The 23,109-nt window shown below is 72.1% G+C and carries 22 protein-coding genes and 2 pseudogenes; 13 read left to right on the top strand and 11 right to left on the bottom strand.

Translation table 11 applies throughout. The annotated features are described in order from the left end of the window. Positions 1–9 precede the first annotated feature (9 nt). From BJ982_RS18560 to BJ982_RS18550, 3 genes are read right to left on the bottom strand one after another with little or no spacing between them, the layout of a single operon-like run. Positions 10–927, bottom strand: a complete 918-nt coding sequence (locus BJ982_RS18560; RefSeq protein WP_184881735.1) for an ABC transporter ATP-binding protein/permease — start codon at positions 925–927, stop codon at positions 10–12. Then, on the bottom strand, positions 924–1,364 hold the full coding sequence (locus tag BJ982_RS18555) for an efflux RND transporter periplasmic adaptor subunit (RefSeq protein ID WP_184881733.1): 441 nt from the start codon (positions 1,362–1,364) through the stop codon (positions 924–926). Before BJ982_RS18555 ends, BJ982_RS18560 begins: the two co-directional genes overlap by 4 nt. Further along, positions 1,307–1,741 carry a hypothetical protein gene (locus BJ982_RS18550; protein WP_184881731.1) on the bottom strand — a complete coding sequence of 145 codons (435 nt, stop codon included), beginning with the start codon at positions 1,739–1,741 and terminating at the stop codon, positions 1,307–1,309. Before BJ982_RS18550 ends, BJ982_RS18555 begins: the two co-directional genes overlap by 58 nt. Before the next feature lie 403 nt (positions 1,742–2,144). On the opposite strand from BJ982_RS18550, the gene aceE reads away from it, so the two are divergent. After that, a complete protein-coding gene (aceE, locus tag BJ982_RS18545) occupies positions 2,145–4,901 on the top strand; it encodes a pyruvate dehydrogenase (acetyl-transferring), homodimeric type (protein ID WP_184616616.1) in 2,757 nt (918 codons plus the stop codon). 115 nt (positions 4,902–5,016) lie between these two features. After that, entirely contained in the window at positions 5,017–6,714 is a 1,698-nt protein-coding gene (locus BJ982_RS18540) for a S1 family peptidase (protein WP_184881729.1), read from the top strand. A gap of 91 nt (positions 6,715–6,805) precedes the next feature. On the opposite strand, the gene BJ982_RS18535 is transcribed toward BJ982_RS18540, so the two are convergent. The 3 genes from BJ982_RS18535 to BJ982_RS18525 all read right to left on the bottom strand — a co-directional run bounded on the left by BJ982_RS18535 (position 6,806) and on the right by BJ982_RS18525 (position 9,142). Further along, positions 6,806–7,189, bottom strand: a complete 384-nt coding sequence (locus BJ982_RS18535; RefSeq protein ID WP_184881727.1) for a VOC family protein — start codon at positions 7,187–7,189, stop codon at positions 6,806–6,808. A 132-nt stretch (positions 7,190–7,321) separates the two neighbouring features. After that, positions 7,322–8,053 carry a helix-turn-helix transcriptional regulator gene (locus tag BJ982_RS18530; RefSeq protein ID WP_184881725.1) on the bottom strand — a complete coding sequence of 244 codons (732 nt, stop codon included), beginning with the start codon at positions 8,051–8,053 and terminating at the stop codon, positions 7,322–7,324. 66 nt (positions 8,054–8,119) lie between these two features. After that, a complete protein-coding gene (locus tag BJ982_RS18525; RefSeq protein ID WP_184881723.1) occupies positions 8,120–9,142 on the bottom strand; it encodes a PHP domain-containing protein in 1,023 nt (340 codons plus the stop codon). Between the two features lie 177 nt (positions 9,143–9,319). Here BJ982_RS18525 and BJ982_RS18520 point away from each other — a divergent pair, with 177 nt between their 5' ends. From BJ982_RS18520 to BJ982_RS18480, 9 genes are all read left to right on the top strand, one after another. Continuing rightward, positions 9,320–9,778 carry a hypothetical protein gene (locus BJ982_RS18520; RefSeq protein WP_239123297.1) on the top strand — a complete coding sequence of 153 codons (459 nt, stop codon included), beginning with the start codon at positions 9,320–9,322 and terminating at the stop codon, positions 9,776–9,778. 1 nt (position 9,779) lies between these two features. Beyond that, complete coding sequence (locus tag BJ982_RS18515) at positions 9,780–10,934, top strand: glutathionylspermidine synthase family protein (protein WP_184881721.1); 1,155 nt, start codon at positions 9,780–9,782, stop codon at positions 10,932–10,934. A gap of 63 nt (positions 10,935–10,997) precedes the next feature. Then, positions 10,998–11,447: a DUF350 domain-containing protein gene (locus BJ982_RS18510; RefSeq protein WP_184881719.1), complete on the top strand. Its 450-nt coding sequence runs from the start codon at positions 10,998–11,000 to the stop codon at positions 11,445–11,447. A gap of 120 nt (positions 11,448–11,567) precedes the next feature. Beyond that, positions 11,568–12,677 (top strand): PucR family transcriptional regulator, encoded by a 1,110-nt coding sequence (locus BJ982_RS18505; RefSeq protein WP_184889028.1) that lies wholly within the window; start codon positions 11,568–11,570, stop codon positions 12,675–12,677. Positions 12,678–12,793: 116 nt separating this feature from the next. Then, positions 12,794–13,711 carry an ACP S-malonyltransferase gene (locus BJ982_RS18500; RefSeq protein WP_184881717.1) on the top strand — a complete coding sequence of 306 codons (918 nt, stop codon included), beginning with the start codon at positions 12,794–12,796 and terminating at the stop codon, positions 13,709–13,711. Positions 13,712–13,716: 5 nt separating this feature from the next. Next, entirely contained in the window at positions 13,717–14,664 is a 948-nt protein-coding gene (locus BJ982_RS18495; protein WP_184889026.1) for a beta-ketoacyl-ACP synthase III, read from the top strand. 69 nt (positions 14,665–14,733) lie between these two features. Further along, positions 14,734–14,973, top strand: coding sequence for an acyl carrier protein (locus BJ982_RS18490; RefSeq protein WP_184616608.1), 240 nt, complete (start codon positions 14,734–14,736; stop codon positions 14,971–14,973). Between the two features lie 88 nt (positions 14,974–15,061). Next, positions 15,062–16,294, top strand: coding sequence for a beta-ketoacyl-ACP synthase II (gene fabF / locus BJ982_RS18485; RefSeq protein WP_184881715.1), 1,233 nt, complete (start codon positions 15,062–15,064; stop codon positions 16,292–16,294). 12 nt (positions 16,295–16,306) lie between these two features. After that, positions 16,307–17,731, top strand: a complete 1,425-nt coding sequence (locus BJ982_RS18480; RefSeq protein WP_184881713.1) for an acyl-CoA carboxylase subunit beta — start codon at positions 16,307–16,309, stop codon at positions 17,729–17,731. A gap of 92 nt (positions 17,732–17,823) precedes the next feature. Here BJ982_RS18480 and BJ982_RS18475 read toward each other — a convergent pair whose 3' ends face one another. Next, positions 17,824–18,585, bottom strand: coding sequence for an alpha/beta fold hydrolase (locus tag BJ982_RS18475; protein WP_184881711.1), 762 nt, complete (start codon positions 18,583–18,585; stop codon positions 17,824–17,826). Between the two features lie 221 nt (positions 18,586–18,806). Between BJ982_RS18475 and BJ982_RS18470 the strand changes: the two genes are divergently transcribed. Both BJ982_RS18470 and BJ982_RS18465 read left to right on the top strand, forming a co-directional pair. Further along, a complete protein-coding gene (locus BJ982_RS18470; protein WP_239123299.1) occupies positions 18,807–19,145 on the top strand; it encodes a PadR family transcriptional regulator in 339 nt (112 codons plus the stop codon). Then, on the top strand, positions 19,142–20,224 hold the full coding sequence (locus BJ982_RS18465) for a hypothetical protein (protein WP_184881708.1): 1,083 nt from the start codon (positions 19,142–19,144) through the stop codon (positions 20,222–20,224). The genes BJ982_RS18470 and BJ982_RS18465 overlap by 4 nt, the downstream gene beginning before the upstream one ends. Positions 20,225–20,290: 66 nt before the next feature. Here BJ982_RS18465 and BJ982_RS38550 read toward each other — a convergent pair. The 4 genes and pseudogenes from BJ982_RS38550 to BJ982_RS18450 all read right to left on the bottom strand — a co-directional run. Continuing rightward, positions 20,291–20,902 (bottom strand): annotated as a pseudogene (locus tag BJ982_RS38550) (aldehyde dehydrogenase family protein); the annotation flags it as partial. 73 nt (positions 20,903–20,975) lie between these two features. Beyond that, positions 20,976–21,644: pseudogene (locus BJ982_RS40925) on the bottom strand (aldehyde dehydrogenase family protein); the annotation flags it as partial. Between the two features lie 169 nt (positions 21,645–21,813). Continuing rightward, positions 21,814–22,320, bottom strand: a complete 507-nt coding sequence (locus tag BJ982_RS18455; RefSeq protein WP_184881706.1) for a DinB family protein — start codon at positions 22,318–22,320, stop codon at positions 21,814–21,816. 156 nt (positions 22,321–22,476) lie between these two features. Further along, a complete protein-coding gene (locus tag BJ982_RS18450; protein ID WP_184881704.1) occupies positions 22,477–22,971 on the bottom strand; it encodes a DUF3145 domain-containing protein in 495 nt (164 codons plus the stop codon). Positions 22,972–23,109 lie beyond the last annotated feature (138 nt).

Here is a 23,109-nt window from a genome sequence, read left to right as displayed (position 1 = left end):
CGGCGCGGGTCAGACCGTGCGCAGGGCGTCGGTCGGGGACAGGCGGGCCGCGCGCAGGGCGGGGTAGAGACCGGCCAGGGCGCCCACGACCACCGCGACCGCCACACCGCCCCACAGTCCTTCCCCCGGGATGAGCACCGTCCATCCCCGGGCCCGGGCGAGGGCGAGGGTGACCGCGCAGCCGATGGCCACTCCCCCTGCGCCGCCGATCGCGGCGAGGACGAGGGACTCGGTGAGGAACTGTCCGGCGACGTGCCGCGGGGCCGCGCCGAGCGCGCGGCGCAGGCCGATCTCCCCGCGCCGCTCCAGTACCGAGATGACCATGATGTTGCCGACGATCTCGGCTCCGTTGGCGGAGTCGAGGTTGCCGGTGGGTTCGTCGGCGAAGAGGATGGAGGGCCGTCCGGCCAGCGCGCGGGCGATGGCGACCCGCTGGCGCTCCCCTCCGGACAGCTTGGCCGAGCGGTGCGCGGCCCGGTGCGCGAGGCCCACGCGGTCCAGCGCGGCGGCGGCCAGCCGGCGGCGCCCGGCGGCGGGCACGCCCCGGTAGAGCAGTCCCATGGCGACGTTCTCCAGGGCCGTGAGGCTGTCGAGCAGGAAGAACCGCTGGAAGACCACGCCGACGTGGTGGGCGCGCAGCCCCGACAGCCGCCGGTCGCCGTACCGCTCCACGGGGTGCCCCGCCAGGCGCACCGAGCCGGAGGTCGGGCGGTCGAGCGCGGCCATGATGTGCAGGAGCGTCGACTTGCCCGAGCCCGAGGGGCCGAGCAGGGCGACCATCTCCCCTGCCCCGACGGTCAGCGAGACGCCGCGGACCGACTCGACCGGGGGTTCGCCGGGGTAGACCTTGCGGACGTCGCCGAGTTGCAGCACCGGCGGGCCGGACGGCGATGGGGAGGTCAGGAGTGAGGAGGCGGGCCCGGTCATTCCACCGGCACCTCGACCTGGGCGCCCTCGTCCACCCCGGTCACCTCGACGACCCCTTGGCCCTCGTCGAACAGCCCGGTGCGCACCGGGACCTTCCGGCGCTGGTTCCCGGCGACGGTCACGACGGCGAACGTGCCGCCCGGCTGGGCGAGCAGGGCCACGATCGGCACGGTGAGGACGTCCGCGTGCCGTTCCACGGTGACGTCCACCTGCACGAGCGCCTGGTCGAGCGCCGTGACGGGCCTGTCCTTCAGCGTGATCGTGACCGGCACCGCCGGCTGGGGCGAGCCGCCGTCCTGCGACTCGGGGACCGTCTGGGCGACCGGGCTCACCCGGGCGATCGTGCCGGATCGCGTGGCGCCGTCGGGCAGGGTGACGATCACCTTGTCGCCGCGGCGCACGGTCGGCGCCATGGTGGGGTCGAGCGACACCGACACGACGGGGACGGCGCTGCCGCCGTGCAGGACGCGCCCGGACGCCGTGTCGCCGACCTGCGCGTCGTGGCCGGTGACGCGCGGCCACCGCCCTTGGCGGGCAGCCGGTCGGCGATGGACCTGCAGGCGTTCATCGCGGCCTCGGTGGGCTCGCGGGTGCCGGGCGGCAGGGTGACCTCGCCCGTGCGGGGGTCGAGGACGGGGTCGGGGAAGCCGGGCGTCGCGTGGCTCCGCAGGCATCGGGCCAGTTCCCGGTACGCGGAGAGGATCTGCCCGCTCCCGGTGGGGGACGGTGTGGGGGACGCCGCGCTCTGGGGGGAGGACGCGCATCCCGCCAGGAGGACGGCGAGCGGCAGCAGCGCCGTGAGTCCGCGCATCATGAGGTTCCTCACCTTGTCGTTGGCCTTGCGGCCGGCCTTGCCGGCGAACGGCGTGGGTGGACGGCCCCAAGGCCGTGACGTCAGGGTTTGCGGGCGGGGGCGCGTGGCGCATCGCGCGCGGGCGGGGTTGAATGTCCCTCTTGAGGGGGAGGCAGAGGGGTGCGGGCACCCTGATGGCCCCCCTGCCGGGAACAGGAGCATGTCTCCGGTTTTGTATAGTTTGCCGCCAGTGGTGAAAATCGTCCTACCATCGGTGGTCTAGGCCATGGCTGCCTGCCTGCCAGCAGGGACATCTTGTTACCGGAGGGTAGAGATGCACTTTCCGGTGCAAGCGGCCAGGATGGAAGACGACCTAGACACCGTAGAAGAGGCTTACCAGTCCATAATCGGAAGGCGAGACCCAGTGGCTTCCGGACGCCAGCGTTTCTCGATCATCAGCGACGGCCTACCCAGCCAGCTGCCTGATGTCGATCCCAGCGAGACTCAGGAGTGGCTCGAGTCGCTTGACACCGTCGTGAAGACGGAGGGTCGTAGCCGAGCCCGCTATCTGATGCTGCGCCTGCTCGAACGTGCGCGCGAGCATCAGGTGGGGGTGCCCGGACTGCGAAGCACCGACTACATCAACACCATCCCGCCGGAGCGCGAGCCGTGGTTCCCGGGTGACGAGTACGTGGAGCGGCGCATCCGCGCCTATATCCGGTGGAACGCGGCCGTCATGGTGACCCGGGCCAACGCCCGCACCAACGTCGGCGGCCACATCGCCACCTACGCCTCGGCGGCGTCGCTGTACGAGGTGGGCTTCAACCACTTCTTCCGCGGCAAGGACCACGGCGAGTCCGGCGACCAGGTCTTCATCCAGGGGCACGCGGCCCCGGGCATCTACGCCCGGGCGTTCCTGGAGGGCCGCCTGAACGAGTCGCAGCTCGACGCCTTCCGGCAGGAGCTGTCGCACGGCTCCAAGGGCCTGCCCTCGTACCCGCACCCCCGCCTGATGCCGGACTTCTGGGAGTTCCCCACGGTCTCCATGGGCCTCGGCGCGATCGGCGCGATCTACCAGGCGCGGTTCAACCGCTACCTGCTCAACCGCAAGATCAAGGACACCAGCCGCAGCCAGGTCTGGTGCTTCCTCGGCGACGGCGAGATGGACGAGCCGGAGTCGCTCGGCGCCATCGGCGTGGCCGCGCGCGAGGAGCTCGACAACCTGACCTTCGTGATCAACTGCAACCTGCAGCGTCTCGACGGCCCGGTACGCGGCAACGGCAAGATCATCCAGGAGCTGGAGTCGTTCTTCCGGGGGGCCGGATGGAACGTCATCAAGGTCGTCTGGGGCCGCGACTGGGATCCGCTGCTCGCCGCCGACGTCGACGGCGTGCTCGTGAACAAGATGAACACCACCCCCGACGGCCAGTTCCAGACGTACTCCGTCGAGTCGGGCGAGTACATCCGCGAGCACTTCTTCGGCGACGACCCGCGCCTGCGCAAGATGGTCGAGCACCTCTCCGACGACGACATCCGCAAGCTGTCGCGGGGCGGCCACGACTACCGCAAGGTGTACGCGGCGTTCAAGGCGGCCCGTGAGCACGTCGGCCAGCCCACGGTCATCCTCGCCCAGACCATCAAGGGATGGACGCTGGGCAAGGACTTCGAGGCGCGCAACGCCACGCACCAGATGAAGAAGATGACCAAGGCCGAGCTCAAGGAGTTCCGCGACCGGCTCTACCTGCCGATCCCCGACAAGGACCTCGAAGGCGAGCTGCCTCCGTACTTCCACCCGGGCGAGAACGACGAAGAGATCGCCTACATGCGCGAGCGGCGCGCCGCGCTCGGCGGCTACCTGCCGAAGCGCCTCACCCGCGCCAAGCCGCTCAAGCTGCCCGGCGACGCGGTCTACGCCGACCTGAAGAAGGGGTCCGGCAAGCAGAACGTCGCCACGACCATGGCGTTCGTCCGCCTGCTGAAGGACCTGATGCGGGACAAGGAGATCGGCTCCAGGTTCGTCCCGATCATCCCGGACGAGGCCCGCACGTTCGGCCTCGACGCGATGTTCCCCACCGCCAAGATCTACTCCCCGCACGGCCAGACCTACGACGCGGTGGACCGCAACCTGCTGCTGTCGTACAAGGAGTCGACCGAGGGGCAGATCCTGCACGAGGGCATCAGCGAGTCCGGCTCCATGGGCTCGGCGATCGCCGTCGGCAGCTCGTACGCCACCCACGGCGAGCACATGATCCCGATCTACATCTTCTACTCGATGTTCGGGTTCCAGCGCACCGCCGACCAGATGTGGGCGATGGGCGACCAGATGGGGCGCGGCTTCCTGCTCGGCGCCACCGCCGGGCGCACCACGCTCAACGGCGAGGGCCTCCAGCACGAGGACGGCCACACGCCGCTGATCGCCTCGACCAACCCGGCCACGGTCGTCTACGACCCGGCGTGGGCGTTCGAGATCGCGCACATCGTCAAGGACGGGCTGCGCCGCATGTACGGCGAGAACCCCGAGGACGTCTTCTATTACCTCACCGTCTACAACGAGCCCTACCCGCAGCCGGCCGAGCCCGAGGGCCTGGACGTCGAGGGGGTCCTGAAGGGGCTGTACCGCTTCGCCGAGGCCCCGGACGTCGAGGGTCCCCGGGCGAACATCCTCGCCTCCGGCGTGGCCGGCCGCTGGGCCCTGGAGGCGCAGCGCCTGCTCGCCGAGGAGTGGGGCGTGGCGGCGGCGGTGTGGTCGGCGCCGTCGTGGTCGGAGCTCCGCCGCGACGCGCTGGACTGCGAGGAGCACAACCTGCTCAACCCCGAGGCCGAGCAGCGCGTGCCGTACGTCACCCGGGTGCTGACCGACGTGCCCGGCCCGTTCGTGGGCGTCAGCGACTACATGCGGGCCGTGCCGGACCAGATCGCCCGGTGGGTGCCGGGCGACTGGGCGTCGCTGGGCACCGACGGCTTCGGCCTGTCGGACACCCGCTCGGCGCTGCGCCGCCACTTCCACGTGGACGCCGCGTCGATCACGCTGGCCGTGCTCACCGAGCTGGCCAAGCGGGGCGAGGTCAAGCCCGAGGTGCTGCGCGAGGCCATCGCGCGCTACCACCTCAAGAACGGCGTCACCGAGGTCGTCGCCCAGCCGACCCCGGAGAGCAACGAGACGCAGTCCATGGGGGTCTGACCCCCACCGGCGTCACGGGCCCCGCGCGACCGGCGCGGGGCCCGTCGTCGTCTCCGGACGGGTTTCAAAGTCAGTCACAAGCCATGAACAAGCCGACTGTTTGACGATGTCCGACGTGAACGGATTCATCACTCGAAAGCTCTCGATGGCCGCCGCGGTGGTCGCGATCGCCCTGGGCGTGACGGCGGGCGCGGCGACGGCGGCGCACGCCGACGGCGAGCCCGACGTGCCCGTGGGCACCCGCCTGGCGGCCAAGGCGCACCCGGCCGTCCAGCTCACCAGCCTCACCTACAGCGGCCAGGTCGTCGTCCCCACGCCCGAGATCAAGCAGTCGGCGCTGCAGGCGCTCGCCCGGCAGGCCGCCACCGCCGCGATCACCGGGAAGATCGCCCAGGACGAGCGCAACATCGCCAAGTACATCTTCCAGAAGATGGCCGCCAACCCCAACGCCTACCTGCGCGCCGTCGGCCCCAACCGGTCGGTCGACGCCGAGGTCGGCGGGCTGTGCACCGGCTGGTGGGTCACCCCGGACGGCTACATGGTCACCGGGGCGCACTGCGTCGAGACCGGCGAGGAGCAACTCGGGCAGATGTTCGCCCAGCAGGCGCTCGCCAAGTTCAACAAGGAGGACGCCGCCGCCGTCCTCCAGGAGCTGGGCGACTACCAGACCGACGAAGAGATCGTGAAGCTGGCGACGCAGATCTTCGTCATCTTCAACAACACCCACCTGAAGATCCAGGGACTGCAGAAGCAGCTCTCGGTGCTGCAGAGCCTGCCCGGCGGCGGCGTCGACAAGACCGCCAAGCCGGTCCCCGCCGAGCTGGTGTCGGTGGGCGAGAGCTATCCGGGCAAGGACTTCGCGCTGCTCAAGGTCAACAACCAGCAGAACCTGCCGACCGTGCCGCTCGGCGACGACGGCGACGTCCAGACCGGTGACACGCTCTACATCAGCGGCTTCCCCGGCCTGGTGACCAACACCCCGTTCTTCAGCCTGGAGTCCAAGCTGGACCCCGCGCTGACCGAGGGCCCGTACAACGCCAAGCGCACCACCCAGACCGGCGTGCCGTACATCCAGACGCAGGCCCCGGCCTACCACGGCAACTCCGGCGGTCCGGTCTTCAGCCGCCAGGGCAAGGTCATCGGCATGCTGATCGCCGGTTCGGTCACCGACGGCGGGGAGAACACCGAGAGCCAGACGTTCGTCCTGCCCGTCAGTGTGATCAAGGAGAAGCTGAACGAGAAGAACGTCAAGCCCTCCCAGGCGCTCACCGCCACCCGGTACTCCGAGGCGCTGGACGACTTCTTCCGCCACCACTACTCGCTCGCGCTGCCGAAGTTCCGCGAGGTGCAGGCGCTGTTCCCGAACCACCCCTACGTCGCCAAGTACATCAGCGACAGCCAGCAGGCGATCTCGTCGGGCAAGGACGAGACGCCGTCGTCGATGCTGCCCTGGATCCTCGTCGGAGGCGGCGCCGTCGTCGTGGCGGTCCTGGCCGCCGTGGTGATCCTTTCGCTCGGCCGCAAGCGCCGCAAGGCCGCCGCGGCGCCCGTCCCCGCCGGGTTCGCCGTGGCGCAGCCCTGGCAGCCCGCGCCCGGACCGTACGGCGGCCCCGCCGGACCGCCGCAGCACGAGCTCGCCGGCCCCCAGTACCACCCCCCGCAGGGCTATCCGGCTCAGCACGGCGCCCCTCCCCCGCCCCCGTACGGAGGCCGGCAGCACAACGGCGCCGGGGACGAGCGGCAGCTCGCCGACCTGGAGCGCGAGCTGGCCGAGCTGCGCCGCCGGCTCCAGGACCGCCCCTCGGAGCAGTGACCGGCCGCACGAGGCCCGTCGCGTGACGCACGCGGCGGGCCTCGTCTCGGTCCGGGAGCCCCGGCTCACAGCCCCGGCGGGAACGCCCGGCTCAGGGGCGCGGGGTGAACAGGCCGAACAGGTTGCCCGCCGGGTCGGTGACGTAGGCGAAGTCGGGCCCGTTGGCGTTGCCGACCGCCTTCATCACCGTCTTGCCGCCGAGCCCCTCGATCCGGTCGCACGTGGCGGCGACGTCGGCGACCGCGACGGTGAACACGGCGTGCCCGGGCGCCTCGCCCTTGGTGCCGTAGACGCCGCCCTTGGGCGCCTCGCCGCCCCGGTAGCGGATCAGGCGGTAGTCCAGGCCGTCCTTCGCCGACCCCTCGTCGGCCTCGAAGGACCAGCCGAACAGCTCGCCGTAGAAGCGCTGGGCGAGGCCGGGGTCGTCGGTGGCGACCTCGAACCAGGCGACGGTGTCGAACGGTGGCGTGCTCATGACGTTCTATCTCCTCTGATCAGGATGACCGTGGCGATGGGCCTCGCCTGCGGCGCGGCCTCTCGAACACCTTCACGATCCCGGAGAAGAACGACAGCATTATGTCGGTGTTTTCGACGCGATTTCAGAACATCAGTCCAGCACGGGGTTGCGCGCGGTGAAGTTCGGGACGTCGGAGGCGAAGTCGTCGAGCTGGGGGCGGGCGGAGGCCGTCTCGCCGGTGAGCTCGGCGTCGTGGATGCGGTCCAGCCGGAACACCCGCACGTCCTGCCGGAGCCGGCAGAACCCGACCAGGTACCAGAAGCCGCCGCGGCCGCCGACGAAGACGCCCGGCTCGACCTCGCGCCGGGTGAGCGCGCCGGAACGATCCTCGTAGGAGATGAGGAGCACGCGGCGGTGTTGCAGCGCCTGGTCGATGACCTGGGCCGCCGCGGCGCGCCCGTGCGCGGTGTCCGGCCCGGGGTCCTGGCCCGCGTCGCTGATCAGGTGGACGCGGGAGGCGAGCTCGCGGGCGCGGTCGCCGTCGGGGCCGGGCATGGCGGCGACCAGCTTGCGCAGCGCGCTGCGGGCGTCGGCGGCGAAGGGACGGTCGCGGGCCTGGCTGAGCGCGACCGCGATGGCCACCGCCTCGGCCGGGGTGAAGTTGAGCGGGGGAAGGGACATGGCCTTGTCGAGGACGTAGCCGCCGCGCCGTCCCGGCTCGGCGTAGATGGGGACCCCTGCCTGCTGGAGGGCGGCGATGTCGCGCTCGATGGTGCGCACGCTCACATGGAGGCGCTCGCTCAGCTCTCGTGCGGACCGGCACCGGGGGGAGATCGCGCGCAGCTCCTCGACGAGCGCGTACAGCCGATCGGTACGGTTCACACCCGCAAGCTACGCCCGGACACCGACATTCGGGGGACCCGCAGTCGGCGCGCGTCCGGATCCGGACTAGCCGGAGGTCCAGGCGAGCAGATCGGCGAGCGGCCAGGTGTCCACGACGCGGGCGGCCTCGACGCCGCACCGGACCGCGCGCTCGCAGCCGTGGTGCTGCCATTCGAGCTGGCCGGGGGCGTGGGCGTCGGAGTCGATCGAGAACAGGCAGCCCGTCTCGTACGCCTGCCGCAGCAGCCGCTTGGGCGGGTCGAGGCGGTCCGGGCGGGAGTTGATCTCGACGGCCACGCCGAAGCGGCGGCACGCCTCGAAGACCACCTCGGCGTCGAAGGCGGACTCGGGCCGCAGGCCGCCACGCCTGCCGCCGGCGCGCACGACGCGGCCGGTGCAGTGGCCGAGCACGTCCACGCGGGGGTCGGCGACGGCGGTGACCATCCTGCGGGTCATGTCGGCGGCGTCCATGCGGAGCTGGGAGTGGACGCTAGCGACGACCACGTCCAGGCGGTCCAACAGCTCGGGCTCCTGGTCGAGCGAGCCGTCGGGCAGGATGTCCACCTCGATGCCGGTGAGGACGCGGAACGGCGCCAGTTCCTCGTTCAGCGCGGCGACGACGTCGAGCTGTTCGCGCAGCCGCTCGGGGGACAGCCCGCGGGCCACGGTGAGGCGCGGCGAGTGGTCGGTCAGGGCCAGGTACTCGTGGCCGAGGCCGCGGGCGGCCAGGGCCATCTCCGCGATCGGCGACCCGCCGTCGGACCAGTCGGAGTGGCTGTGCAGGTCGCCCTTGAGCGCGGCGCGCAGCGCGGCCGTCGCCTCGTCCAGGTCGAGCCCCGCGGTGTCCTCCAGGCGGCGCAGGTAGGTGGGCGTCCCGCCCTCCAGGGCCTCGGTGATGGCCAGGGAGGTGACCTTGCCGATGCCCTTCAGCTCCGACAGCCCCCCGGAGCGGGCCAGGCGCGAAAGCTCCTCGCGGGGCAGGGCCTCGACGGTGGCGGCGGCGCCGCGGAAGGCGCGCACGCGGTAGGTGGGCTCGCCGGCGCGCTCCAGCAGGAAGGCGATGCGCTTGAGGGCTTCGACCGGGTCCACATCCGCGAATCTACCTCGCTGGACGACTCCGCCGGCCCCACGTGTCGCTCCGTGCCGGCGTTGACACAACTTGCGCCTGCTTTAACGGGATCTTTCGTGCAAAGAAACTATGTTTAGGACAGCCACGTTGAACGGTCCAACGGTACGCTGTTCTCACTTTTCGAGAGATGGACATCAATGGCGAACCCTGGGCAAAAGCCCGTGCGCTCCCCTCACCCCCTGGCACGGAAGGCCGAGCCTCCCGGAACGGGCCCGGGCGCCGCCAAGAAGAAGAAGCTGGCCTCCACCGCGATCACGCTCGGCACGATGGGCGTGCTGTCCACCCTGCTCGTGGGCTTCTGCGCCGCCCAGGACACCTTCGCCAAGCGCACCACCGCCGACTGCGTCGACCTCGCCGACCGGCAGCCCGACGGCACCTACCGCACGGTCGACGACGACCTCTGCGACGACGACGGCCACTCCGGCGGCTACCACGGATCCCACGGCGCCTACGGCTGGTACTACGGCGGCACGGCGCGGGCGGGACGGGTCGGCGGCGGCACGACCGTGCGCCCGGCGAACGCGCGCATCGACACCCGCTCGGGCACGGTGCTCCAGCGCGGCGGCTTCGGCGGCCGCACCTCCGGGGGGAGTTGACGTGCGGCGCGAGGCCTCCGACCCGCGCGACGGCTGGCAGCGGATCATCGAGTCACAGGGCCTCGCCTACCACCGGGCCGCGCACCCCGGGCACCTCACCCGGCCGTACTGGGACGAGAGCGTCCACTACAGCTTCACCATGGACGAGGTGCTGGCCCTGGAGAGCCAGGCCGAGGAACTGCACGGCATGTGCCTGGAGGCGGTCCGGCACGTCATCGCCACCGGCCGCTACCGCGACTTCGCGATACCCGACTGGGTGGCGCCGGAGATCGAGGCGTCCTGGCGGCGCGGCGACCCGCACGTGTACGGCCGCTTCGACCTGCGCTACGACGGCACGGGCCCGGCCAAGCTGCTGGAGTACAACGCCGACACCCCGACCAGCCTCGTCGAGACCTCTCTGGTCCAGTGGTTCTGGCTCAAGGACGTCCACCCCGGCGACGACCAGTGGAACTCCGTCCACGAACGCCTCGTCGCGCGGTGGAAGGAACTGCCGCTGCAGAGCGGCCCCGCGCACTTCGCCTGGACGAACATGGACGAGACCGGCGAGGAGGCGATGACGCTCGGCTACCTGCAGGAGACCGCCGAGCAGGCCGGCCTCGCCACGGTCGCCATCGCCATGGAGGACATCGGCTGGGATCCGGCGAGCGGGCGCTTCCTCGACATGGAGCGCCGGGTGATCCGCACGCTGTGCAAGCTGTACCCCTGGGAGTGGGCGGTCGCCGACCCGTTCGGGCCGCAGGCCGTCCGGCAGCAGGTCTCGATGACCTGGATCGAGCCGCTGTGGAAGATGCTGCTGTCCAACAAGGCGCTGCTCGCCGTGCTGTGGGAGATGTACCCCGGCCACCCCAACCTGCTGCCCGCCTACCTGGACGGCCCGCGCGACCTTCCCGCGCACATCCGCAAGCCGCTGCTCGGCAGGGAGGGCGCGGGCATGCGCGTCGTCACGCCCGGCGGCGTGAACGAGACCGGCGGCGAGTACGGCGCGGAGGGCCACGTCTACCAGGAGTTCCGCGCCCTGCCCGGCTTCGACGGCTGGCGGCCGGTGCTCGGGGCGTGGATCGTCGGGGACGAGGCGGCCGGGCTCGGCATCCGGGAGACCTCCGGCCTGATCACCGATGACTCCTCCTCGTTCGTCCCCCACCGCATCGCCCTTTGACACCCTTCCTTCCCGCCTGGCCCGCCCGCGGCCGGCACCCCCCACCTCGCAGAGGAGAGACATATGACCATCGCGCTCGCCGCGCCGCTCGCGGAGGCGCTCGGACGAGGGGCCCTGGCCATCCTCGCCTACGCCGTGCTCGGCGTCCTGCTGCTGATCGCCGGCTTCTACGTGATCGACATGGCGACGCCGGGCAAGCTGGGCAAGCTGATCCAGCAGGACCGCAACCCGAACGCCGCGCTGCTCGCCGCCTCCGGGCTGGCCGCCGTTGGGCTCATCGTCGCCGCCTCCATCTGGTCCTCGGGCGGCGTGCTGCAGGAAGGGTTGCTCGCCACGCTGGTGTTCGGCCTGGTCGGCATCGCCGTCCAGACCCTCGGCATGGTGGTGTTCGACCGGGTCGCGGGCATCTCGGTACGCGAGCTGACCCGCCAGCCCAAGCTGCAGCCCGGCGCCGTCCTGCTGGCCGTCACCCACCTCGCGATCGGGCTGATCACGGCCGTCGCGGTGATCTAGGGGCGGTGATATACCGCACACACGGCGGCCCATGATGCGCCCGCACTCCGTCCCACCTGGCACCCTAGGGGTGTGAACGACCGGGTACGCGAGGACACCGCACGACGGCTCGAACGCGCGATGGGCAGTCTCGGCACCGCGGCCATGGCCCGGATGGACGACCGTCTGCCCTGGTACCGCGCCCTGTCGGCGGAGGACCGCTCCTGGGTCGGCCTGGTGGCCCAGGCCGGCATCGCCGCCTTCGTCGAGTGGTTCCAGAACGCGGGCGGGGGCAGGCCCGCCCCCAGCATCGAGATCTTCGGCACCGCGCCGCGCGAGCTGAAACGCTCGGTGTCCCTGCAGCAGACCGTCGACCTGGTGCGCGTCGTCGTGGAGGTCGTGGAGGCCGAGGTCGGCGACCTGGCCGCGCCCGGCGGCGAGGAGCAGCTGCGCAACGCGATGCTGCGCTACACCCGCGACGTGGCGTTCGCCGCCGCGCAGGTGTACGCCCGCGAGGCCGAGGTGCGGGGCGCGTGGGACGCCCGCCTGGAGGCGCTGATCGTCGACGCGCTCGTGCGCGGAGAGGTGGACGACGGGCTGCACTCCTGGGCCGCCGCCCTCGGGTGGACGTCCTCCCCCGTCGTCGTGCTCGCCGGGTACGCCCCCGACGCCGATCCCCAGACCGTCATCGACGGCATGCGCGACAAGGGGCGGCGCCTCGGGCAGGACCTGCTGGCCGGCGTGCAGGGCGACCGGCTGATCGTCATCGTCGGCGGCGCGGACAGCATCAAGGACGCCGCCCGGCACGTCGTGCCCCGCTTCGGCGCGGGCCCCGTGGTGATCGGCCCCGAGGTGCCCGACCTGCACGCCGCCGCGCGCTCCGCCCGCGCGGCCACGGCGGGCCTGCGGGCCGCGGCGGGCTGGCCGGACGCGCCCCGCCCGGTCCTGGCCGAGGACCTGCTGGCCGAGCGGGCCATCGACGGCGACGACGACGCCAGGGCGCAGCTCATCGAGAACGTCTACAAGCCCCTGGAGGGCACTCCCCTGCTCGACACCCTGGCGACCTACCTGGAGCAGGGGACATCTTTGGAAGCCACGGCCCGTCTGTTGTTCGTCCATCCGAACACCGTGCGTTACCGTCTGAAGAAAATCACAGAACTGACGGGCTACCAGCCGACCGAGGGGCGGTCCGCCTTCACCCTGCAGGTCGGGTTGATCCTCGGCCGGTTGTCGCGAACCGTTGTGACGTGACCAGGTTCTGTAACCGGCCGGAAACCTTGCCTGGAGGTTTCCTACAAAGACCCCCCGACAAAGTTCGTACGGATCATTAGCAGTGTGGTGAACTCCTACAGGGCATGGTGGATTTTGTGCTCGTCATCGTCGCTCCCGGCCAAGGTGCCCAATCGCCCGGATTCCTTTCCCCGTGGCTGGAGATCCCCGGCCTGAGAGATCGCCTGGCCGTGTGGTCCGAGATCGCGGGGCTCGATCTGATCTCGTACGGGACCACCGCGGACGCCGACGAGATCCGCGACACCGCGATCGCCCAGCCACTCTTGGTAGCCGCCGGGCTCGCCGCGGCCGAGGCCCTGCTGGACGGCTCGCCGCTTCCCCCGGTGGTCGTCGCCGGGCACAGCGTCGGCGAGTTCACCGCCGCCGCCCTCGCGGGCGTGCTGACCTCCGAGCAGGCGCTCGCGCTGGTCCGTGAGCGCGGCAGGGCCATGGCCAAGGCCGCGTCGGTCACCGAGACCGGCATGACGGCCCTGCTGGGCGGGGACGAGCAGGAGGTCCTCGCCGCCATCGAGCGCCACGGCCTCACCCCCGCCAACATCAACGGCGCCGGCCAGATCGTCGCCGCGGGCACGCTGGAGCAGCTCGCCGCGCTGGCCGCCGACCCTCCGGCCCGCGCCAGGCCGCTGTCGGTGGCGGGCGCCTTCCACACCCACCACATGACCCCGGCCGTCGAGCACCTCCGCGCCGAGGCCGCCGCGATCACCCCGGCGGACCCGCGCGTCACCCTGCTGTCCAACGCCGACGGCGCGGCCGTGGCGACCGGCGCCGAGTTCGTCGACCGGCTCGTCGACCAGGTCGGCCGCCCGGTCCGCTGGGACCGCTGCATGGCCACCATGGAGGGCCTCGGCGTCACGGGCATGATCGAGCTGCTCCCCGGCGGCACCCTGACCGGCCTCGCGAAGCGGGCGCTGCGCGGCATCGCGACCGTCCCTTTGAAGACCCCGGACGACCTCGCGGCCGCCCGCGCGCTGATCAGCAAGGAGACCGCTCAGTGAGGATCATGCGGGGCGCCCCTGGCGCCAAGGTGCTCGCGTTCGGCGGCTACCAGCCGTCCGGGGTCGTCACCAACGACGACCTCGCCAAGACGATCGACACCAACGACGCCTGGATCCAGAGCCGCGTGGGCATCAAGGAGCGCCGCATCGCCGGGCCCGAGGAGTCCGAGGTCGACATCGCCGTCCAGGCGGGCGGCAAGGCCCTGGCGGGCAGCGGGCTGTCGGCCGGCGAGATCGACCTGGTCATCGTCGCCACCTGCACGCTGGAGGCGCAGATCCCGAACGCCGCCGCCCGGGTGGCGCACCGGCTCGGCATCCACGCCCCCGGCGCCTTCGACGTCAACGCCGCCTGCGCGGGCTTCTGCTACGCCCTGTCGGCCGCCGCGGACGCCGTGCGCGCGGGCTCGGCGACGAACGTCCTGGTCATCGGCACCGAGAAGCTCTCCCAGTGGGTCGACTGGACCGACAGGGCGACCTGCGTGATCTTCGCGGACGGCGCGGGCGCGGCCGTCGTCGGGCCGTCCGAGACGCCGGGCATCGGCCCGGTGGTCTGGGGCAGCGCGGGCGACAAGGCCGATGCGATCGCCGTCAAGGCCCGCGACTCCTACCTCTACCAGGAGGGCCAGACGGTCTTCCGCTGGGCCACCACCGCGCTGGCCCCGGTCGCCAAGGAGGCCTGCGACCGCGCGGGCGTCGCCCCCTCGGAGCTGGCCGCCTTCGTCCCCCATCAGGCCAACCTGCGCATCATCGAGGCCATCGCCCGCAAGCTCGGCGCCGACAAGGCCGTGGTCGCCAAGGACATCGTGCTCGCGGGCAACACCTCGGCGGCCTCCATCCCACTCGCCCTGAGCCGCATGACCGAGCGCGGTGAGCTCCGCTCCGGCGACCTCGCCCTGCTGCTCGGCTTCGGCGCCGGCTTGACCTACGCCGGCCAAGTGGTCGAGATCCCCTGAACCTGTACGGGGCCCGCACGGCTCACCGTACATAGTTGGAAAACCCACGATTCAAGGAGAAATCGCGACATGGCAGCCACCGAGCAGGAGATCCTCGCGGGCCTCGGCAAGATCATCAACGAGATCACCGGCATCCCGGAGTCGGAGGTCACCCTGGAGAAGAGCTTCGTCGACGACCTCGACATCGACTCCCTCTCCATGGTCGAGATCGCCGTCGCCGCCCAGGACGAGTTCGGCGTCGAGATCCCCGACGACCAGCTCAAGCACCTCAAGAACGTCAAGGACGTCGTCAACTTCATCCAGAACTGATCCGGCCGGGCGCCCGGAGACCCCGGGACCCCCGACCGGCCACGCCGCCGCGTGGACCATGCTTCGCGTCTAGAACAGGGAGCGCATCGTGAGCACAGACCGGGTACGCGTCGTTGTCACCGGGCTCGGCGTGACAACGCCCCTCGGCGGAGACGTCGACTCGACCTGGTCGGCGCTCCTCGCCGGGAAGTCGGGCGTCGCCCCCCTCACCGAGGACTGGGTGGACTCCGTACCGGTGAAGTTCGCCGCCAGGGTCGCCGTCGAACCCACCGAGGTCCTGCCGAGGCCCGAGTCCCGGCGACTCGACCGCGCCGAGCAGTTCGCCCTGATCGCCGCGCGCCAGGCATGGAAGGACGCCGGCACTCCCAAGGTCGCGCCCGACCGCCTCGGCGTGGTCGTCGGCAGCGGCATCGGCGGCATCACCACCATCCTCGACGCCTACGACCTGTTCAAGGAGAAGGGCTGGCAGCGCCTGTCGCCCTTCACCGTCCCCATGCTGATGCCCAACGGCTCGGCCGGGTGGATCGGCATCGACATCGGCGCGACGGCGGGCGTCCACGCCACCGTCAGCGCCTGTGCCACCGGCGCCGAGTCCATCGGCTACGCCATGGAGATGATCAGGTCGGGGCGCGCGGACGTCGTGGTGGCCGGCGGCACCGAGGCCGCCATCCACCCGCTCAACATCGCCTCCTTCGCCGCCATGCGGGCGATGTCCACCCGCAACGGCGAGCCCGGGCGCGCCTCCCGTCCCTGGGACAGGGACCGCGACGGGTTCGTGCTCGGCGAGGGCGCGGGCATCATCGTGCTGGAGTCCGAGGAGCACGCCCTGGCGCGCGGCGCCCGTGTCTACGCCGTGGCCGCCGGCGTCGGCTACTCCGCCGACGCCCACCACATCGCCCAGCCCGAGCCCACCGGCGCCGGCATCAGAAGCGCCGCGCGGCGCGTGCTGGAGGACTCGGGCCTGACCGGCCGGGACATCCTGCACGTCAACGCGCACGCCACCTCCACCCCCGCCGGGGACGTCGTCGAGACCATCGCGATCCAGGAGATCATCGGCGACCACCCGCTCGTGACGGCCACCAAGTCGATGACCGGCCACCTCCTCGGCGGCGCCGGCGGCATCGAGTCCGTCTTCACGATCAAGGCCCTGTACGACCGCGTGGTGCCGCCCACGGTCAACCTGGACCAGCTCGACGACGGCGTCGAGGTGGACATCGTCCGTGGCGAGCCGCGCGAGCTCCCCCAGGGCCAGATCGCGGCGATCAACAACTCCTTCGGGTTCGGCGGCCACAACGTCGCCGTCGCCTTCACCAGCATCTGATTTGGAGCGACTGTGACCGTACTCGACAACGGTGTGGTGACCGGTACCTCCGAACAGGGGCCACCCGATCCCCGGGATCCGCTGATACGCCTCTCGGCGCTGGTCGACGAGGGCTCCCTCCACCTGATCACTTCCGAGGACCGCAGCGGCACGCTCGCCGCCATGGGCCGCGTCGAGGGCGTGCCGGTGGTGGCCTTCGCCAGCGACGCCCGCTTCCAGGGCGGCGCCATGGGCAGCGAGGGCTGCGAGCACATCGTCCACGCCTACGACGTCGCGGTGCGCGAGCGCGTGCCGATCATCGGGCTGTGGCACTCCGGCGGCGCCCGCCTCGCCGAGGGCGCCGAGTCGCTGCACGCCGTCGGACGCGTCTTCGCGGCGATGACCCGCGCCTCCGGCGTCGTCCCCCAGATCTCGGTGGTGCTCGGCCCCGCGGCCGGCGGCGCGGCGTACGGCCCCGCGCTCACCGACCTGGTGATCCTCTCCAACGAGGGCCGCATCTTCGTCACCGGCCCCGACGTCGTCCGCAGCGTCACCGGCGAGCAGATCGACATGGCGGGGCTCGGCGGCCCCGAGCCGCACAGCAAGCGCAGCGGCGTCGTCCACGTCGTCACCAAGACCGACACCGAGGCCGTACTGCAGGCCCGCCGCCTCGCCGTCCTGCTCGGCCACCAGGGACGCCTGCGCCTCGACGCGGTCGAGGACGTCGACTTCTCCGGCCTGCTGCCCGAGGAGGCCCGCCGGGCGTACTCGGTGCACCCGCTGGTCAACGGCCTGCTGGACGAGCCCGGAGTCGAGCTGCACCCCAAGTGGGCGCCCAACATCGTGACCACGCTGGGCCGTCTCGGCGGCCGCACGGTCGGCGTCATCGCCAACAACCCGATGCGGCTGGCCGGCTGCCTCGACTCGGTGTCCGCCGAGAAGGCCGCGCGCTTCGTCCGCATGTGCGACTCCTTCGGCGTTCCGCTGGTCGTCCTCGTGGACGTCCCCGGCTACCTGCCCGGCGTCGGCCAGGAGCACGACGGCGTGGTGCGCCGCGGCGCCAAGCTGCTGCACGCCTTCGCCGAGGCCTCGGTGCCGCGCGTCACCCTCATCACCCGGAAGTCCTACGGCGGCGCGTACATCGCGATGAACTCCCGCGCGCTCGGCGCCACCAGGGTCTTCGCCTGGCCGACCGCCGAGATCTCGGTCATGGGCTCGCTGGCCGCCGTCCGGGTGCTCAAGCGCCGCGAGATCGCCGCCGCGCCGGAGGAGGAGCGCTCGGCGCTGGAGTCGCGGCTGGCCGAGGAGCACGAGAAGCTCTCCGGCGGCCTGGAGCGCGCGATCCAGATCGGCGTGGTCGACGAGGTCATCAAGCCGGAGGAAACCCGCACCGCCCTCGCCAAGACCCTCGCCCAGGCCACCCCCGCCCGCGGCGCCCACGGCAACATCCCCCTCTGACCGAACCACCCCGACGCCCCGCGCGCCGCCTTCGGCCGCGGGGCGTTCCGGTACGCACTGACCGTCGCGGCGCCGTCGACCCGTGATGCCGCTCAGCCGGTGGGCCGGTCGGCGACCTCGGCCACCAGTGACACCACGTCGCCGAGATGAGCCGGAGTCGTCAGGTGGCCCATGCCGGGGAGGATCCGCAGGTCGAGGTTCATGGTGCGGCGCAGGGCCGGGGCCAGGCGGCGGGGTGGAAGGAAGCGGTCGTACTCGCCCACGCCGACCACGCAGGGCCGGTCGGCGCGGCGGGTCCGCAGTTCGGCGGGCAGGGGCGGCGGAGCCAGGGTCGTGCGGCAGCTCGCCGCCATGAGGGTCATCCATTCCACTTCGGTCTCGGGCGGGTCCTCGCCGGGGGCGACGAACATCCCGAGCATGCGGCGGGTGTGTCCGGCCGTGGGACGCAGCAGCCACATGGTGGAAGCCAGCGCCATGGCCGGGTCCACCGTGAGGCGGATGAACCCGGCGGGAGAGACGAGCGCCCGCGCCGCGATCCGGGGTGAGCCGGCGGCCAGCGCCACCGCCGCGCCGAGCGAGTTGCCCACCAGCACGACCCCGTCCAGGTCCGCGGCCGCCAGAATCTCGTCCAGCACCCGCCCGTACCAGGCCGACCTGCCCCACCGCGGCCGGTACGGAGCGCTGAGCCCGGGCTGACCGGGCAGATCCACCACCGTGGTCGCCCAGCGCTCCGACAGCGTCCGCAGCCACGGCAGCCCCACCGCCGCGTTGAAGCCTGTGCCCGGCACCACGACGACCCGCGGCTCCCCCCGCCCGGCCGACACGAGCGCCACCCCGCCCGCACTGGTGTCCACCGTCACATTCGTGAGGGGGAAGTCGGCCCGCGCCAGAGCCTCGGAACACCACCGCCGCACCGCGAGCCGACCACGCGAACTCTTGTACACGCTGGACACGGCGCCAGTGTCCTCCGCCACCCCGCGCCCGTCCCCCCCTCCTGATCCGCCGGTCCCGCCACGGCATCGCTCTCAACGCCTTGTCTTCACAATATCTTTCCTTCCAAGATATGGTGGGCGTCATGAGTACCCGAACGATGACGGAACCCGCGTTCCTCGTGCTCACCGCGCTGGTGGACACGCCGCGGCATGGCTACGGCATCGTGCAGGAGGTGGAGAAGCTGTCGGACGGGCGGGTCGGGCTGAAGATCGGCACGTTGTACGGGGTGCTGGACCGGCTTGCGGCCGACGAGCTGGTGGCGCTGGATCGCGAGGAGGTGGAGCAGGGGCGGCTGCGCCGCTACTACCGGCTCACCGAGTCCGGGGCGCGCGCGCTGGAGGCGGAGGCCGCACGGCTGGCGGGGAACGTCGAGAGCGCGCGCCGGCGGCTGCGCGCCCGGTACGCCGGAGGGACGGCGTGAGCCTTCTCGAAGACCGCTACCGGCGAATCCTCCGGCTGCTGCCCGCCTCCTACCGCGCCGAACGCGAGGCGGAGATGGTCGGCGCGTTCCTGGAGGGGGCGGGCGACGCGCGCGACGAGGACAACCCCCGGCCGCACTGGTCGGAGGTCGCCAGCGTCCTCGCCCTCTCGGTCCGGGTGGGCCTCGGCGGCGTCGGCGCGGCGCCGAGGTTCTTCGCCTGGGGTGAGGCGGTCCGCCTCGTGGCCACGCTGGGCCTGGCCTTCCAGGCGACGCTGAGCTCCGCCTGGCTCACGGAGCTTCTGAGGGGCACCGTCATGTCCGGCCTCGGGGACGCCGGATCCGCGCAGCGGCTGTGGGACATGGCGCATGCGCTGACCTACCTCATGTGGATCGCGGCCTTCATCCTTCTCGTCCGCGATCGCCCGCGGGCCGCGAAGCTGTCGGCCCTGCTCGCACTGGCACTGTCGTACGCCCCCATCGTCGAGACCGGGGCCGTACTGTGGGACGGCGACCGATCGCTGGTGCCGCACACCGTTCTGGTGGTGGTGCCCGTGCTGGCGCTGCTGACGGGATTCCATCGCGACGCGCCACGAACACGCCGTCCCTGGCGGACGGCCGCCCTGCCCGTCGTCGCCGGCGTGCTGTTCCACACGATCGTGTATGTGCCCGTCTCGGCCCTGCGGGCGCCGGAGGCCGTCTCGCCGGCGTGGTCGTGGACTTGGCCGTGGCTGGGCGAGTCGGGGCTGGCCTGCGCGGCGCTCCTGGCCGCGAGCATCGCCTGTTTCTGGACGCGTCTGCGGTTCCCTGGCGGACGCACCGCCTCCCTGCCGCTGGCGCTGGTGATCCTCATCATCCCCGTGACGCTCTGCCGCGCCTCCTACCTGACCACCGGCGCCATCGATCCGATCAGCCGGACCATGCTCGCCGTGACCGCCGGCCAGGTCGCCGCGCTCCTGTGCTGCGCCGTCACGCTCACGGTGCTGGCCGCCAGATCGATGCCCGCCCTCCCGCGGGTGATCCCAAGCCCGGCGACCCCCGGGGCTACGAGCGGGCCGGCTGGTCCGCGATCAGGAGGGTGACGGCGGCGCCCAGGCCCCGGCGGCGGGCAGGGTTCCGACGCCGGGGTTCGCGGATGGCGGCCTTCGTCACAGTCTCACCGAGACGGACTTGGTCTCCAGGTAGGCGTCGATGCCCTCGGTGCCGCCCTCGCGTTCCTGGCCGCTGTTCTTCATCCCGCCGAAGGGGAGCTCGGGACGCACGGGGAAGGGCTCGTTGACGCCGATGACGCCGAAGTTCAGCCGGTCGGCCGTCCGCCACACCCGGTCCAGGCGGGTGGAGTAGACGTACGCGGCCAGGCCGTAGTCGGTGGCGTTGGCGCGGGCGACGACCTCGTCCTCCTCGTCGAAGACGTAGACGGGCAGCACGGGGCCGAACGTCTCCTCGGTGCTGACCCGCATGCCGTCGTCGACCCCGGTGAGCACGGTGGGCTCGTAGAACGCGCCGGTCAGCGTGTCGTCGGCGGGCGTCCAGCGGCCTCCGCCGGCGGCGACCGTGGCGCCGCGCTTGACGGCGTCGGCGACGTGCCGTTCGACCTTGTCGAGCCCGGCGAAGTCGATGAGCGGGCCGATCGTGGTGCCGTCGGCGGCCCCGTGGCCGACGCGCAGCGCCGCCACCCGGTCGAGGATCAGCGCGAGGAACTCCTCGTGCGCGGCTCTCTGCACGAACAGCCGGTTGATCGAGACGCAGCTCTGGCCGGCGTTGGCGAACTTGGTGGGCGACGACGGCCGCCGCGGCGGAGGGTAGGTCGGCGTCGTCGAACACGATGGCCGGCGAGTGGCCGCCGAGTTCGAGGGACGTCCGGCGCAGGTGGTCCCGCGTCGCGCGGAGCAGGCCGAGGCCGACCTCGGTGGAGCCGGTGAAGCTGACCTCGCGCAGCCGCGGGTCGGCGAGCAGCGCCCCGGCCACCCCGGCGGGCCGGCTCGTCGTGATCGACTGGAGGGCGCCGGACGGCAGGCCGGCGCCGGCGATGATCCGGACGAGCTCGGTCCCGATCAGCGGGGTCTGCTCGGCGGGTTTGACGATGACGGCGCAGCCGGCGGCGAGGGCCAGCGCCACCTTGCGGACGAGCATGCTGGCCGGGAAGTTCCACGGGCTGATCGCCAGAGTCGGCCCCACGGGCTGGCGCAGCACCAGGCCGGGGCCCGCGGCGCCCGGCGGGGTCACCCTGCCGTACGCGCGGCGTCCCTCCTCGGCGGCCCACTCCAGCATGCGCGCGCTGCCGAGGACCTCGCCGCGCGCCTCGGCGAGCGGCTTGCCGTTCTCGCCGGTGAGGACGGCGGCGAGCCGGTCGGCCTCGGCGCGCACCCGGTCGGCGGCCGTGCGCAGCAGGGCCGCGCGTTCCTCGGCGGGCACGTGGCGCCAGGTCTCGAATGCGGCGCAGGCCGCGGTGAGCGCCGCGAGGGCGTCGTCCGCGCCGCCGTCGGCCGCCCGCCCGACCACCTGTAGCGTCGCCGGGTCCACCACGTCGAAGGCCGTGGCGGCGGAGCGCCACTCGCCGCCGATCAGCACGAGTACGGCGAGGCCGTCCGCGTGCTGCCCGGCGTGCGGACCGCCTGATCGGGCGCACGGCGTTCGGCGCTCCGCGCGCAACGACCGGCCGCGTTCGCGGTCAGGCCCCCACGGTGCCGTCGACGGCCTCGCGGAGGAGGTCGGCGTGGCCGTTGTGGCGGGCGTACTCGTGGATCAGGTGGAGCATGACCATGCGCAGCGACACGTCCTCGCCCCACCGGGCGAAGTGCCCCGTCACGTCGAGGGACTCGGCGCTCTCCTCGATACGGCGGGCGTGCTCCACCTCCGCCTGCCAGGCCGGGAACGCCTCGGCCCGTGTGGCGCCGGTCACGTCGAAGGCCGCCTGGAAGTCGCCGTCGGACGACCACACCCGTGGGACGTCCTCGGCGTTGATCACCCGGCGGAACCAGACGCGCTCCACCTCGGCCATGTGACGGACCAGGCCGAGCAGCGTCAGCGTCGAGGTCGGCACCGACCGGCGGCGCAGCTCCTCGTCGGACAGGCCCTCGCATTTCATCGCGAGGGTCGCGCGGTGGAAGTCCAGATACCCCCGCAGCATCTCGCGCTCGTCCGCGATCAGAGGCGGGGTGGGACGTTCGGTGGCCATGATCACTCCCTTTCGCCGCCGACCACGCTACCGAGGCGCGGGGGGCAGGGACGGCGAGACCCCCGGGGGCCGGCGAGAGGGAAGAGGTCGCGCGCCGGTCGGGGGCGGAGGACGTGTGCCCGCTCGGGGAGGAACTGGGAGAAGCAGGGAGAAGCGTCAGACGGCAGCGTGCAGCCAGCGGACGGGGGCGCCGTCGCCGGCGTAGCGGAACGGCTCCAGTTCCTCGTCCCACTGCTTGCCGAGCAGCTTGTCCAGCTCCTCCTCAAGCACGGCGCGGCCCTGCGCGGCCATGAGCATGACGTTGCGCAGACGGTCCTCGGGGACCAGGATGTCGCCGTTCACGCCGACCACCGCGGTGAAGGCGCCCAGCGTCGGCGTGTAGGCGTTGCGGGAGCCGTCCACGCCCGGAGAGGCGTCCTCGGTGATCTCGAAACGGATGCGCTGCCAGCCCATGAGCGACGAGGTGATGGCCGCGGCCGTGCCGGGGCGCCCCTCCCACTCGGCCTGGGTCCGCACCGTGCCGGGCTGGGCCGGCTGAGGGGTCCACGACAGGTCGACGGGTATGCCAAGGACACCCGCGACCGCCCATTCGATATGCGGGCACAGCGCGGGCTGAGCCGAGTGGACGTACAGCACGCCACGAGCAGACACCGGACCTCCCGTTTCGTACGAGGTGCGCCTTCCCCAACGTCCTCGTACTGGGATGATCACAAGCGACTGAGGGAGAGACTACCGTCCGTCGTGGCGGGGCACCAGAGCCGGGTCATACCTAATCACGCCTGCTTACTC

Source organism: Sphaerisporangium siamense, from assembly GCF_014205275.1.
Lineage (GTDB): Bacteria > Actinomycetota > Actinomycetes > Streptosporangiales > Streptosporangiaceae > Sphaerisporangium > Sphaerisporangium siamense.
This window is presented reverse-complemented; position numbering and strand designations above follow the sequence as displayed.